Below are 12,828 nucleotides of genomic sequence, written 5' to 3'. Positions count from 1 at the left end.
GAACACGGTAGAAGCCGGCCACGGGTCTCTGGATGTTCGCACCTGCCCGACATGGCCTGCTGGTGAAGACGAGCGGAAGCTGGCCGGGGGGCCGTGGATGGTCGCTTGCCTGGCTTGGCCTGTTGGTGAAGGCGAGCGGGGGCTGGCCGGGGGGCCGTGGATGGTCGCTTGCCTGGCTTGGCCTGTTGGTGAAGGCGAGCGGGGGCTGGCCGGGGGGCCGTGGATGGTCGCTTGCCTGGCTTGGCCTGTTGGTGAAGGCGAGCGGAGGCCGGCCGCGGGGCTCTGGATGTTCGCCCCCGCCTGGCATGGCCTGTTGGTGAAGGCGAGCGGAAGCTGGCCGGGGGGCCGTGGATGGTCGCTTGCCCGACTTGGCCTGCTGGTGAAGGCGAGCGGAGGCCGGCCGCGGGGCCGTGGATGTCCCCGTGCCTGACATGGACTGCTGGTGGAGAGAACCGGTGCATCGACGCACGGTCAAGCCTGACGTGGTAAGCGTTCGGCGGGCATGCCGGGCCCGATCGTGGACTGGATCTCGGCCGGGTCGTCCACGCGACCGCAGTGGGCGCACACCGTCTGCTGGGTGACAACGGTGCCGCACACCGCGTGCGTGTAGAGGATCGGCGGCTCCCCGTCGCTCGCCCACCGGTCGCCCCACTCGGAGAGCGCGACCAGCGCGGGCGCGAGCGCACGCCCCTTGTCGGTCACCACGTACTCGTACAGTTCGGGCTGCTCGGAGTACCTGTGGCGTCGCATGATCCCGGCCTCGACGAAGCCGTCGAGGCGGGCCTTGAGGATGTTGGTCGCGATGCCCAGGTTGCGCTGGAAGTCGCTGAAGCGGGTCGCCCCCGCGAACAGGGCGTCACGGATGATCAGCAGGCTCCAGCGCTCGCCGATCACCTCCAGCGAGCGTGCGATCGAACACTCCTGCGACTCGTAGGTCTTCCCCAGCATGCACCTGATCCTACAGAGGGCGCTTGCATCATGAAAGCGTCTCGGTTACGGTGACTTGCATGATGCAAGCAGATCAGAACTTCACCACCACCTTCTCGGTGGACCGGACTCCCCAGGAGGCCTTCCAGGCCATCACCGACGTCCGCGGCTGGTGGTCGCAAGAGGTCGAGGGCGTCACCGACCAGGTCGGCGGCGAGTTCGACTACCACTACAAGGACGTCCACCGCTGCAGGGTCCGCGTCACCGAACTCGTGCCGGGCCGGAAGGTCGCATGGCGGGTGCTGGAGAACTACTTCGACTTCATCGACGACCAGGCCGAATGGAAGGACACCGAGGTCGTCTTCGAGATCTCCGAGAAGGAGGGCGGCGCCGAGATCCACTTCACCCACGTCGGACTGGTCCCGCAGTACGAGTGTTACGACGTGTGCACCAACGCGTGGGGCGGCTACATCGGCGGCAGCTTGCGGAACCTGATCAACACGGGAACGGGCCAGCCGAACCCCAAAGAGAACGGGAACGCCCCGGAACACCAGCACGCCGCCACGGTGCAGCGCGCCAAGCGCTCACCCCAGGCCACTGACCTGGCCGCCACCGGGTCGACCGGCGTGTGAGTGCTCGCGGCCACGGGCAAGATCGTCCTGATCGCCGGCGCCAACCGGGGCATCGGGCGGGTACCGCTGGAGGAAGCCCTGCGCAGGGGCGCCCGGCAGGTGTACGCCGGCACCGCGAAAGCTCCGCCAACCCCGATGAACGGGTCACGCCCCTTCTCCTTGACGTGGCCTACGCGGCACAGCCTCTGACGCGGTCGCCGCGGGCGCTCCTCGCCGATCAGGGCGGCAGGGTCCACGCCGTCTTCACCGGCCCGACCGGCACCGAGATGTCGCGCGGGCTCGACGCGCCGAAGGCCTCGCCTGAGTCGGTCGCCCGAGCCATCGTCGACGGCGTGGAGGAGCAGGAGGAAGACATCTTCCCCGACTCCATGTCGCAGACCATGTCCGCAGAGGAGTCCGGCCCTGCCCGCCACTCGCCCTCGACGGCCGCGTATCCCGGCGTCGCGTCCCTGACGATCCGCGTCCGCGCGGCGACCTGCGCTGGAGCGCGAGTGCGCCGCCGTCGTGGCAGCCGAGCACGGCAAGTCCTACGCGTGAATCATCGGTACGCGGGCCGGGGGAGAGCGTCGGTCCCGATGAAGTGACCTTTCAGCCGAACAGCCATGCGCACACAACGAATGGAGATCTGCAATGATCACACCGAAAGTCGGCAGCATCCTTCTCGGCACCACCCGGCCCGCGGAACTGCGTGAGTGGTACCGCAGGGCGCTGGCACCGGGACATGAGGGTGAAGGGCCGATCGATCTGGGCGGCTTCCTGCTGGTCATCGACCAGCGCGACGACGTCGGCGCGAAGAACGACGAGCCGGGCCGGATGATCCTCAACGCCCACGTCGACGACTTCGACGCCGTCGAGGCGCAGCTGCGGGCGGCCGGCGTGGAGTGGCTCGTCCCCGTCGCGGATCGCCCCTCCGGCCGCTTCGGGACGTTCGCGGACCCTGACGGGAACTACCTCCAGATCATCCAGTTCAAGAAGGACGCATAAGGCCAGCGGGCGGCGTCGTGGTCACCGCCCTCGCGCAGGGAAGTCACGATCTTGCGGCGGTCTGAGTCGCCGAAGACGCCGAGCCGGCCTCCGGGGAGGATCGGTCCGGATTGTGGCGCTACGGCTTGAAGGCTTGCATTCGGTACCGGGGTACAGGTTTACCGTCGAGGTATGACGCAGAACATCGCCTTCAACCAGGAGTGGGTGCCCTCGGCGTGCACGCTGCCCACCGCCGAGCAGCCGCTGCGGGTGGCCGAGTTCGACGCCTTGTTCGCCGACGCGGTGCAGGCCCTGGCGCGCCCGGAGCGTACGCGGTTGCGGCTGGAGCTCACGTTCAGCCCGGAGCACGCGGCGCGGGCTGCCGAACTGGCGGCGCGGGAGAACGGCTGCTGCTCGTTCTTCTCCTTCACCCTGACCATCGCCGACGGCGGCCTGACGCTGGAGGTGGCGGTGCCGCAGGAGCAGGTCGAGGTGCTGGACGCGCTGCAGGCCCGCGCCGGCGCAGCGTCGGGCTCGGTGTGAACAGGCCGGCCGAGCAGGTTACGGCCTTCGAGGGCGGCGGGCAGCGTGGCAGGGTGGTCGGCGTGAGGCAGGACGTCGACGGGCCGTACCTGCGTAGCGGGCAGGTGGCCGAGCGGGCCGGGGTCAACCTCCAGACGCTGCGCTACTACGAACGCCGCGGACTGATCGCCGAACCTGCGCGCAGCCCCGGCGGGCACCGCGCCTACCCGCCCGAGACCGTCACCCTGCTGACGGTGATCAAAGCCGCCCAGCGGCTCGGCTTCACCCTGCAGGAGGTGGCTGAGCTGATCGAGACCGGCCGGCGTGGCCACCCCACCCCGGATCTGCGCGCCCGCGCCCAGGACAAGATCGCCGAGGTGGACGCGAGGATCGCCGACCTGACCACCATCCGGCAAGCGCTGACCCAGGTGGTCAGCGCCGGCTGCGACAGCCTGACCCACTGCACCTGCCCTGACTGCCCGCTGCCCTTCGCCGACCTTGCGCCACGGCCGCGTCCCGGAGAAGAGCCGATCGCCTGAGCGCCGACCACGACCACCGCGCCCCTGTCGCCGTTCCTCTCGCCACCCGCGCACGGTCGCGATGGGCAGGCCGCCGGCGCGCCGGAAGGAGCGGTCGTGAAGGCGGGAGCGTCCCGCGCTAGGGAAGGAAGGCGCCGGCGTTCTCGTCGGCCCATTCGGCGAAGGTCAGGGCAGGGCGGCCGAGGAGTTGCCGCACGGTGTCCGTGGAAGGGCCCGGCTGCTTCGCGTAGTCGGCCAGCGAGCCGAGCAGCCGGTCGGGCACGTCCTCGGGAAGTCCCTGGGCGAGCATGCCCTGCCTGACCTGCTCCGGCGCGAGTTCCTGGAAGGACAGTTCGCCTCCGACGGCCTGCCCGATGAGGTGGACCTTGTCCCGCTGGGTGAGCGATTCGGGGCCGCTGATGACGTACGCGCGTCCGGTGTGGTCATCGCTCACCAGAGCCTGGAAGGCCACCGCGGCGATGTCGCGCGGGTGAATGGGAGACGTGGCCGCCTCGGGGTAGGCGCCGCGCACGACCCCGGCCGCGCGGATCTGCGGCGCCCAGGCGAGGGCATTGGAGGCGAAGTCCGTGCAGCGCAGGAAGGTCCACCGCAGTCCGGAGGCCGCGGCGGCCTCCTCGACCGCCCTGAAGTGGTCGGAGAAACGGGGGTACCCGGCAGGGTGCGCCACGGTGGCGGCCGACAGGATCACCACCCTGCGCACGCCACGCCCGGCGGCGAGCGTCAGCAGGTCGGCGGTGGCGCTCCCGACGGCGCGCGGGCTGAGGAGGACGGCGTCGACGCCGTCGAACGCCGTCTCCAGACTCTGCGGTCGAGACGGGTCCCCGCTCACTACCTGGACCTCGCCGGGCAGGTTCGCCGTGGACGGGTCGCGGGTGACGGCCGCGACCTTCACGCCCTCCCTCGACAGCAGGCCGACCGCCTCGCGTCCCACTACTCCTGTCGCTCCGGTAACCAAGATCATGGCTGACCCCTTCGTCCGCTGCCGATAGCCTGTCATCCGCAAGCCGTACAATATGAGGAACATATCATATGAATTCCGTACGATCTGATGATGAGGAAGCCGCACGGCGACGGCGGCGGTTGAACGCGGCGATCAGAGACTCGATGCGGGAGCTGAGCCTTCAGCTCTCTCTGCTCGACCACCAGGTGAGCGGACGCCTCGAACTGAAGGACGTCGACGTCGACTGCCTCGATCTGGTCAACAGGTACGGCCCGCTCAGCCCCAGCGCTCTGGCCAAGCGGGCAGGGCTGCATCCGGCGACGTTGACGGGCATCCTCGACCGGCTCGAACGAGGGGGCTGGGTGGCTCGTGAGCGCGACCCTTCGGACCGCCGGGCCGTCCTGGTCCGAGCGCTGCGCGAGCGGAACGCCGAACTGCTGGGGCTCTACGCGGGGATGAACGCGTCGCTGGAGGAGATCTGCGCGGGGTATGGGGCGGCCGAGCTCGAGGTGGTCGCCGACTTCCTTCACCGCACGGCGCGCGCGGGCCGCGTCGCCACCGAAGAGCTGGCGGGCGGCTGACCGAGAGGCCGAGATCACCGACCTGACCGAGAGGCCCAGATCGCCGAGCTGACCGAGGGGCCGAGATCGCCGAGAGGCCGAGGGCTGGGGCGAGCGCCCAGTCGCGCGGCGCCGGCGGTCTGGGCGAGCGAAGACAGCCCTCCGCCGTGGCGCCACGCGACGTGGCCGGGGTGAAGGGCTGCCCTCGATGCCCGGCCCGCTCGACGTGTGCCCGACGGGCGCACGCAGGCTAGACGAAGGTGCGCAGGACCAGGCCGGTGCGGGGTTTGGGGCCGAAGGAGGTGGACTTGCGGGGCACGCGTTCCCCCTCCGCCGCCACCGCCAGCACGTCCTCCACCGCCAACGGCCTCAGGATCACCGCCGTCCCGCCCGTGCGGGCCGCCAGCCGTACCGCCGCCCTGGGGTCGTGGTGCACGATGCGGACATTCTGCTCGTCGTCCTGCATCCCCCACACCCTGGGCAGCACGAACTCGGCCAGCACCGAGGTGTTGAGCGCGTTCCATCGCGCCGACCGGTCCGTGGGCATGGCGTGGGCCAGCTGCAGCGGGTCGGGGTCGGTGAGGAGGTGGCTCGTGCCGCCGTCCTCTCCCGCCAGCAGGAAGGCGGGCTCGGCGGTGGTCTCCAGCGCCTCCAGACCGGCCTCCAGCGAGTCGAAGTCGCGCACCTGCCACGAGCCCTTCGCCCTGGTGGCGGCCTCGGACAGGGGCAGCGACGGCAGGACCCGATGGATCGCCTTGAGGTCGGGCGGATAGGCGGTGGAGTCGACCAGGAGGCTGAGGCCGAAGTCCCAGGGCCCGCCTGACCCTCGGGCGGCGTGCTCCTTGCGCTGCAGCATCCGGTAGGTGGCGTAGCGGTGGTGGCCGTCGGCGATCAGCGCCTGCCTGTGGCGCAGGTCGGCGTTGATGAGCTCGATCTCGTCAGGGTCGGTGACGGCCCACAGGCGGTGCCGTACGCCGTCGCCTGTGACGGCCTCCACCAGCGGGGGGCGGGCGGCCGCGACGGTGCCGACCAGGCGGGTGGCGGGGCCGTCGCCGCCGTCGTACAGCAGGAAGATGGGCTCCAGGTTCGCCTGTGTCGTGCTCATCAGGGAGAGGCGGTCGGCGACCGGGCCCGGCATGACGTTCTCGTGCGGCAGGATGACGCGCTGTTCGGGAGCGGCCAGGCCGACGTCGCCGATGAGGCCGCGCTGGAGCACGCCTGGACCGGTCTGCTCGTAGACGTAGAGCGCGGGCTCGGCGTCGCGGATCAGCACACCCGACTCCAGCCAGGCGCGCAGGGTGTCTCTCGCCTGGCCGTACGGCGCGGCCGGCGTGACCCCGGAGGCCGGCGCGACCTCGGGAACCGACGGGATGCCGGTGCCAGGGCGCGGCAGGATGAGACGGACGACGTTGTTGGGGTGGGCGTCCAGGAGATCCTGGACGTCACTCTCGGAGATCAGATCGTACGGAGGGGAGGTCACCTCGGCGGGATCGTCGACAGTGAAACGGACGCCACGGAACGGGCGTAGCACCAGCCCGTCCGGCACCGGCAGTTCAGGACTCGCCATACCGGGCATGCTCCCATAAAGGCCTGAATCACCCAGGAACTGCTTCAAGGACGCAGCGGTGCCCGGTTCATCAGGGAATCGGTCGGATCTGTCGTCTGTCGATTGAGGAGGCCTCACACATGACCCAAGGGAAAAACGACCCCGAAGATTCCCCCGCCCCTGGTCAGGGGGCTCCCGCCGGGGACGTGTACGACTGGTACCAGCGCGGGATAGGGCTGCTCAAAGACGGCAGCCCTGCCGCGGCGGCGGCGCTGCTCGAGCGGGCGGCCGAGGCCGAGCCCGACTCGCGCAGCATCAGGGAGGCGCTGGCCAGGGCGCAGTTCAACTCCAGACAGTACGAGCTGGCTGCCCGCACCTTCCGCTGGATCGTCGACGCCAACCCGGCCGAGGACTACGCCTATTTCGGGCTCGGGCTGGCGCTGTGGCGGACGGGTGACATGGAGGCGGCACAGGAGCCGCTCGCCATCGCGGCGGCCATGCGTCCCGACGAACGTCACTACGTGTCGGCGTTGAGGAGCGTGCGCGCGACCCTGCGCGCCAGACGGCAGGCCTAACGCGCGGCGTTGGCCAGAATGGCGTCACGCAGGTAGAGGGCCAGCCCCGGCGCCGCCCTGTCGATGGTGGCGGTGAAACGGGGGTCGGCCACGTACATCTCACCGAGTCCCCTGTGGATCTCCGAACCGCACTCGTAGAACCAGCGCGTGATGTGCAGGCGGTGCTCCTCGGCCAGATCCATGGCCTCGGGGCTGGAAGCGGCCACCCCCGAGGCCATCAGCGCCGCCAGCCCGGCGGAGATCTCGCCCGACTCGGCCGTGCACCGCCGCCAGTCCTCCTCTCTGTAGGAGGAGGTCCTGCGCTGGGACTCGGCCCACGCGTCGGTCCCGCCCCAGCGCTCTGCCGCCTCCTCGGCGTACGGATTGTCCATGACGTTTCTCACCTTTCGTCGTGTGATGGGTAGCTCCAGACAGGACGCTAAAGTCTCACGCGGCGTGAGAGTCAAACGGAGAAGAGGCGCGGGTGCTGATCGACGGATACGACACGTTGCTGCTGGACCTCGACGGTGTCGTCTACCTGGGCAGGCAGGCCGTGCCGCACGCCGCCGAGTCGCTGGAGCGGGCCGCAGGGCGGGTCAGGCTGGCCTACGTGACGAACAACGCCTCCAGGAGCCCCGCCGCGATCGCCGAGCACCTGACCCACCTGGGGGTGCCCGCGACGGCGGAGGACGTGGTCACCTCGGCGCAGGCCGCCGCCCGGCTGATCGCCGAACGGGTGCCGCCCGGCGCGCCGGTGCTGGTCGTCGGCGGCACGGGGCTGCGGATGGCCGTCAGGGCGCAGGGCCTGCGTCCGGTGACCGTGGCCGCCGACGAGCCCGTGGCCGTGGTCCAGGGCATTGCGCCCGACCTGTCGTACGGCCTGCTGTCCGAGGGCGCGCTCGCCGTACGGCGGGGCGCCTGGTTCGTGGCGGCCAACGGGGACGCCACGATGCCCACGGCCCGCGGCGAGCTGCCGGGCAACGGCGCGATGGTGCGGGTGATCGCCGCGGCCACCGGCGTCGAGCCGGTCTACGCCGGCAAGCCCGCCCCGCCGCTGCACCGCGAGTCGATGATCCGCACCGGTTCCGAGCGCCCCCTGGTGGTGGGCGACAGGCTCGACACCGACATCGAGGGCGCGACGAACGCGGGCGTCGACAGCCTGCTCGTGCTCACCGGCGTCGCCACGCCGCGCGACCTGCTGACCGCCGCCCCCGCGCACAGGCCGACGTATGTCGCCGAGGACCTGTCGGCGCTCCACAGGGCCTATCCCATGGAGCGGCAGGGCTGGAGGGCCGGCTGGTCGGACGGCAGGCTGCAGCTCGAAGGCGACGGCGAGTGGATCGAGGGGCTGAGGACGGCCTGCGAGGCGGCGTGGAAGGCGGCGGGAGAGGGGCGGATGGACGAGGACGCGCTCAAGCCGGCGCTGGAGACGCTGCGCGTCTGAGACCGGCGAAGGGCGTCACAGCAGCCTGCGCAGGCGCAGCAGGTCGCCGAAGCTCGCGTCGATCTTGACCCTGCCGCCCAGGAGGGCGCGCGCCAGGTCGAGCTCGCCGTCGACCAGCGCGATCAGGTCGTCGCTCGTGATGGTCAGCTTGACGTCGGCGGGCCTGCCGTCGACCGGCGGTTTCTCGTCGAAAGGGTCGAGGCCGTCGTGGTGCAGCCTGCCGTAGAACATGACGTCGAGGTCGGAGACGCGGCAGCTGACGGTCCGCTCGACCACGTGCTTGGCCCTTGACTCCGCGTCGATGTCGTCGAACTGCTCGACGAGCTTGCCTAGCGCCGCCCTGCACTCCTCGAGGGTAGCCATGCTGGTCGTCCTTCCCGTTCTCGCCGTTCCTACGGACGGTAGCGTTCCACATGGGGAGCATCTGAGATCCGGCGCGCCGGAAAACCCGCCCCCCACCCTGCCCAACGCGCGAGGGGGTCGCCAGAGTGTCGGTGCGGTCCGATACGGTCGAAGACATGATGGAGATCGGTGACGAGCGCGTCGACGCGGTGGTGGCGGGCCTCGTCCAGGCGGAGTCGCTGCCCGTGAGCGATCACGTGAAGGTGTTCGAGGAGGCGTTCTCCGCCCTTGAGGAGACGCTGGCCTCGGTGGACGACCAGTGAGCCGTCGCGTCAGGCTCGACAGCGAGCTCGTACGGCGGGGCCTGGCCAGATCCCGCGAGCAGGCGGCCCAGCTCATCACCGACGGCAGGGTGAGCGTCGGCGGCCAGGTGGCGGGCAAGCCCGCGACCCAGGTCGACACCGCCTCGGCGATCGTCGTGGCCGAGTCGGCAGAGGGCCCCGACTACGTCTCGCGCGGCGCCCACAAGCTGCTCGGCGCCCTGGAGGCCTTCCCGCGGCTGCGCGTGGCGGGCCGTCGCGCGCTCGACGCGGGCGCCTCCACCGGCGGGTTCACCGACGTCCTGCTGCGCCACGACGTCGGCCACGTGCTGGCCGTCGACGTCGGCTACGGGCAGCTGGCCTGGTCGCTGCGCACCGACGAGCGCGTCACGGTGATGGAGCGCGTCAACGTCCGCGACCTCACCCCCGAGATGGTCGGCGAGGCGCCCTCGCTGATCGTGGGCGACCTGTCGTTCATCTCGCTGCGGCTCGTGCTGCCGGCCCTCGTCGGGGTGGCCGCCCCCGAGTCAGACTTCGTGATGCTGGTCAAGCCGCAGTTCGAGGTGGGCAAGGAGCGCGTGGGCGCGGGCGGCGTGGTGCGCGACCCGGAGCTCAGGGCCGGCGCGGTGCGCGATGCCGCCGCCAAGGCCGTCGAGCTGGGGCTGACCGTGCGCGGTGTCACCGCCAGCCCCCTTCCTGGCCCGTCGGGCAATGTCGAGTACCTGCTCTGGCTGGGCAAGGGAGAAGGTGAGCCCGGGGTCGAGGATCTCGACGCCGCGATCGAACGGGCAGTGGCGGAGGGGCCGCAATGAAGCGCACGGTGCTGGTCACCGCACACACGGGGCGTGAGGCCGCGATCGACAGCGCGCACCTGGTGATCGACAGGCTGCTCGAGGCGGGCCTGGCCGTCAGGGTGCTCGAGGCCGAGGCCGAGGACATCGGCCGCAGGGGCGTCGAGGTGATGCCCTCCGACCCCAGCGCGGCCAAGGACGCCGAGATGATGATCGTGCTCGGCGGCGACGGCTCGCTGCTGCGCTCGGCCGAGATCGCAAGGCCCGCGGGCACCCCGCTGTTCGGCGTCAACCTCGGCCACGTGGGCTTTCTCGCCGAGGCCGAGGTCGACGACCTGGCCGCCGCCGTCGACTCCGTGGCCGAGGGCCGCTACGACGTCGAGGAGCGCATGACGCTCGACGTCACCGCCAGGCAGAACGGCCAGATCATCGCCGACACCTGGGCCCTCAACGAGGCCACGGTGGAAAAGCGCGAGCGCATGCTCGAGGTCGTCGTCGAGGTCGACGGGCGGCCGCTGTCACGCTGGGGCTGCGACGGAGTGATCTGCGCGACCCCGACGGGCTCGACCGCCTACGCCTTCTCGGCGGGAGGCCCCGTCGTCTGGCCCGAGGTCGAGGCGCTGCTGCTGGTCCCGATCAGCGCGCACGCCCTGTTCGCCAAGCCGCTCGTGGTCTCGCCGCGCTCCACGCTGGCGGCCGAGATCCTGCCCAACACGCCAGGAGGCGTGCTGTGGTGCGACGGCCGCCGCCGTTTCGACCTGCCCGCCGGCACGAGGGTGGAGGTCCGCAGATCCACCCACCCCGTACGGCTGGCCCGTCTGCACGGCATCGAGAACACCGGCGCCCCCTTCACGGACAGGCTGGTCGCCAAGTTCGAATTGCCTGTACAGGGCTGGCGCGGAAGGGTGCGTCCCTGAGTCAATGGTGACGGGAGCGCGTAGGATCGCATGCGCACAGGTGTTCGGCTATGTCGACGGGACAGGAGTGGCCAGTGCGACCCAGGGTAGAGGAGGTTCGCATCCAGGGGCTCGGCGTGATCGACGAGGCCGTCCTTGAGCTCTCGCCCGGCTTCAACGTGGTCACGGGCGAGACGGGGGCGGGCAAGACGATGGTCGTCACCGGGCTCGGGCTGCTGTTCGGTGGCCGTGCCGACCCCGCCAGGGTGCGTCCTGGGGCCGACAAGGCCACGGTGGAGGGCACGCTTGTCGTCGAGTCGAAGGGCCGGGTCGCCCAGCAGGTGGAGGACGTCGGCGGCGAGGTCGAGGACGGCGAGCTGATCATCTCTCGCACCGTCTCGGCCGAGGGCCGCTCGCGCGCCTGGCTGGGCGGGCGCACGGTTCCCGTCGGCACCCTGACCTACCTGGCCGACGACCTGGTGGCCGTGCACGGCCAGATGGACCAGCAGCGGCTGCTGCAGCCGGCCAGGCAGCGCGCGGCCCTCGACCGCTACGCGGGCGAAGACCTGGTCAAGCCGCTGCGCGCCTACACGCAGACCTACAAGCGTCACAAGCAGGTCGCCGCCCTCCTGGAGGAGCTCACCACCAAGGCCAGGGAGCGCGCCCAGGAGGCCGACATGCTCCGCTTCGGCCTGGAGGAGATCGAGAAGGTCGACCCCAAGCGCGGCGAGGACGTCGAGCTGCGCGCGGAGGAGGAGCGGCTCTCCCACGCCGACGCGCTGCGCGGCGCCGCGACCACCGCCCACACCGCGCTGCTGGGCGACCCCATGGACCCCTCAGGCGACACCCGCGACGTCATCTCGCTGCTCGGCGAGGCCCGCACGGCCGTCGAGGCGGTGCGCGACTTCGACCCCCAGCTGGCCGGCGTGGCCGACCGGCTGGCCGAGGCCGGCTACCTGATCTCCGACGTGGCCACCGACCTGGCCGCCTACGCCGAGTCCATCGAGGCCGACCCGGCCAGGCTCGCGGCCGTCCAGGAACGCCGCTCCATCCTTTCCGGGCTGGTCAGGAAGTACGCCGAGGACAGCGAGGGAGTGCTGGCCTGGGCGCAGGCCGCGGCCGCCAGGCTGACCGAGCTCGAGGGCGACGACGACCGCATCGGGGAGCTGACCAGGGAGCACGAGGAGCTGAGCGCCAGGCTGGGCGAGCTGGCCGCCGAGCTCACCAAGGTCAGGTCCGCCGCCGCCGAGCGCTTCGGCGCCGCGGTCACCGAGGAGCTGACCGCGCTGGCCATGCCCCACGCGAGGGTCGTCGTCCAGCTCAGCGAGGCCGCGGAGTACGGCCCCGAGGGCGTCGACGAGGTCGAGCTGCGCATGTCGGCGCACCCCGCCGCGCCGCCGCTGCCGCTCAACAAGGGCGCCTCAGGCGGTGAGCTGAGCCGCGTCATGCTGGCCATCGAGGTCGTCTTCGCGGGCGCCGACCCCGTGCCGACGTTCGTCTTCGACGAGGTCGACGCGGGGGTGGGCGGCAAGGCCGCGGTCGAGATCGGACGGCGCCTGGCCAGACTGGCCCGCACCGCCCAGGTGATTGTCGTCACTCACCTGCCGCAGGTCGCCGCCTTCGCCGACCAGCACCTGGTGGTGGAGAAGGCGGGCGACGGCAGTGTGGTGCGCAGCGGCGTGGTCACCCTCGACCACGACGGCAGAGTGCGCGAGCTGTCGCGCATGCTCGCCGGGCTGGAGGATTCCGAGCTGGGCAGGGCCCACGCCGAAGAGCTCCTGGGAATGGCCGCCGCCGATCGGTGATCCTCCGTGACAAATCTGACACGCCGCGCTGTCCGCGACCACCCTGC

General features: G+C 71.1%; 17 protein-coding genes. 12 read left to right on the top strand and 5 right to left on the bottom strand.

What is annotated here, in order from left to right:
• Positions 1-471 precede the first annotated feature (471 nt).
• The gene (locus tag FHR33_RS46555; RefSeq protein ID WP_183662081.1) at positions 472-948 is read right to left on the bottom strand and encodes a winged helix-turn-helix transcriptional regulator; all 477 of its coding nucleotides are present in this window, start codon (positions 946-948) and stop codon (positions 472-474) included.
• Positions 949-1,007: 59 nt separating this feature from the next.
• Here FHR33_RS46555 and FHR33_RS46550 point away from each other — a divergent pair, with 59 nt between their 5' ends.
• The 5 genes from FHR33_RS46550 to FHR33_RS46530 all read left to right on the top strand — a co-directional run bounded on the left by FHR33_RS46550 (position 1,008) and on the right by FHR33_RS46530 (position 3,583).
• Positions 1,008-1,559, top strand: a complete 552-nt coding sequence (locus FHR33_RS46550) for an SRPBCC family protein (protein WP_183662079.1) — start codon at positions 1,008-1,010, stop codon at positions 1,557-1,559.
• A 164-nt stretch (positions 1,560-1,723) separates the two neighbouring features.
• Positions 1,724-2,143, top strand: a complete 420-nt coding sequence (locus FHR33_RS46545; protein WP_183662077.1) for a Rossmann-fold NAD(P)-binding domain-containing protein — start codon at positions 1,724-1,726, stop codon at positions 2,141-2,143.
• 46 nt (positions 2,144-2,189) lie between these two features.
• On the top strand, positions 2,190-2,543 hold the full coding sequence (locus tag FHR33_RS46540) for a VOC family protein (RefSeq protein ID WP_183662075.1): 354 nt from the start codon (positions 2,190-2,192) through the stop codon (positions 2,541-2,543).
• A 171-nt stretch (positions 2,544-2,714) separates the two neighbouring features.
• Positions 2,715-3,065 (top strand): hypothetical protein, encoded by a 351-nt coding sequence (locus FHR33_RS46535; protein ID WP_183662073.1) that lies wholly within the window; start codon positions 2,715-2,717, stop codon positions 3,063-3,065.
• Positions 3,062-3,583, top strand: coding sequence for a MerR family transcriptional regulator (locus FHR33_RS46530; protein WP_312896085.1), 522 nt, complete (start codon positions 3,062-3,064; stop codon positions 3,581-3,583). The genes FHR33_RS46535 and FHR33_RS46530 overlap by 4 nt, the downstream gene beginning before the upstream one ends.
• Positions 3,584-3,701: 118 nt before the next feature.
• On the opposite strand, the gene FHR33_RS46525 is transcribed toward FHR33_RS46530, so the two are convergent.
• A complete protein-coding gene (locus FHR33_RS46525; RefSeq protein ID WP_183662071.1) occupies positions 3,702-4,544 on the bottom strand; it encodes an NAD(P)H-binding protein in 843 nt (280 codons plus the stop codon).
• A gap of 143 nt (positions 4,545-4,687) precedes the next feature.
• On the opposite strand from FHR33_RS46525, the gene FHR33_RS46520 reads away from it, so the two are divergent.
• Positions 4,688-5,104 carry a MarR family transcriptional regulator gene (locus FHR33_RS46520; RefSeq protein WP_221242572.1) on the top strand — a complete coding sequence of 139 codons (417 nt, stop codon included), beginning with the start codon at positions 4,688-4,690 and terminating at the stop codon, positions 5,102-5,104.
• Between the two features lie 229 nt (positions 5,105-5,333).
• Here the strand turns inward: FHR33_RS46520 and FHR33_RS46515 are convergent, their stop codons facing one another.
• Positions 5,334-6,650, bottom strand: coding sequence for a DUF1015 family protein (locus FHR33_RS46515; RefSeq protein WP_246453723.1), 1,317 nt, complete (start codon positions 6,648-6,650; stop codon positions 5,334-5,336).
• A gap of 119 nt (positions 6,651-6,769) precedes the next feature.
• Between FHR33_RS46515 and FHR33_RS46510 the strand changes: the two genes are divergently transcribed.
• Positions 6,770-7,204, top strand: a complete 435-nt coding sequence (locus FHR33_RS46510) for a tetratricopeptide repeat protein (protein ID WP_183662065.1) — start codon at positions 6,770-6,772, stop codon at positions 7,202-7,204.
• Here the strand turns inward: FHR33_RS46510 and FHR33_RS46505 are convergent.
• Positions 7,201-7,575, bottom strand: coding sequence for a TipAS antibiotic-recognition domain-containing protein (locus FHR33_RS46505; protein WP_183662063.1), 375 nt, complete (start codon positions 7,573-7,575; stop codon positions 7,201-7,203). The genes FHR33_RS46510 and FHR33_RS46505 overlap by 4 nt on opposite strands.
• A 92-nt stretch (positions 7,576-7,667) precedes the next feature.
• On the opposite strand from FHR33_RS46505, the gene FHR33_RS46500 reads away from it, so the two are divergent.
• Positions 7,668-8,627, top strand: coding sequence for an HAD-IIA family hydrolase (locus tag FHR33_RS46500; RefSeq protein ID WP_183662061.1), 960 nt, complete (start codon positions 7,668-7,670; stop codon positions 8,625-8,627).
• 15 nt (positions 8,628-8,642) lie between these two features.
• On the opposite strand, the gene FHR33_RS46495 is transcribed toward FHR33_RS46500, so the two are convergent.
• Positions 8,643-8,990 (bottom strand): SCP2 sterol-binding domain-containing protein, encoded by a 348-nt coding sequence (locus FHR33_RS46495; RefSeq protein ID WP_183662052.1) that lies wholly within the window; start codon positions 8,988-8,990, stop codon positions 8,643-8,645.
• 155 nt (positions 8,991-9,145) lie between these two features.
• Between FHR33_RS46495 and FHR33_RS46490 the strand changes: the two genes are divergently transcribed.
• From FHR33_RS46490 to recN, 4 genes are read left to right on the top strand one after another with little or no spacing between them, the layout of a single operon-like run.
• Positions 9,146-9,292, top strand: coding sequence for a hypothetical protein (locus tag FHR33_RS46490; protein WP_183662050.1), 147 nt, complete (start codon positions 9,146-9,148; stop codon positions 9,290-9,292).
• Positions 9,289-10,101 (top strand): TlyA family RNA methyltransferase, encoded by an 813-nt coding sequence (locus FHR33_RS46485; RefSeq protein WP_183662048.1) that lies wholly within the window; start codon positions 9,289-9,291, stop codon positions 10,099-10,101. Before FHR33_RS46490 ends, FHR33_RS46485 begins: the two co-directional genes overlap by 4 nt.
• A complete protein-coding gene (locus FHR33_RS46480) occupies positions 10,098-10,997 on the top strand; it encodes an NAD kinase (RefSeq protein WP_183662046.1) in 900 nt (299 codons plus the stop codon). The genes FHR33_RS46485 and FHR33_RS46480 overlap by 4 nt, the downstream gene beginning before the upstream one ends.
• 50 nt (positions 10,998-11,047) lie before the next feature.
• On the top strand, positions 11,048-12,781 hold the full coding sequence (gene recN, locus FHR33_RS46475) for a DNA repair protein RecN (RefSeq protein ID WP_183662044.1): 1,734 nt from the start codon (positions 11,048-11,050) through the stop codon (positions 12,779-12,781).
• The last annotated feature ends 47 nt before the right edge of the window (positions 12,782-12,828 follow it).

The organism is Nonomuraea dietziae (genome assembly GCF_014195505.1).
Lineage (GTDB): Bacteria > Actinomycetota > Actinomycetes > Streptosporangiales > Streptosporangiaceae > Nonomuraea > Nonomuraea roseola.
This window is presented reverse-complemented; position numbering and strand designations above follow the sequence as displayed.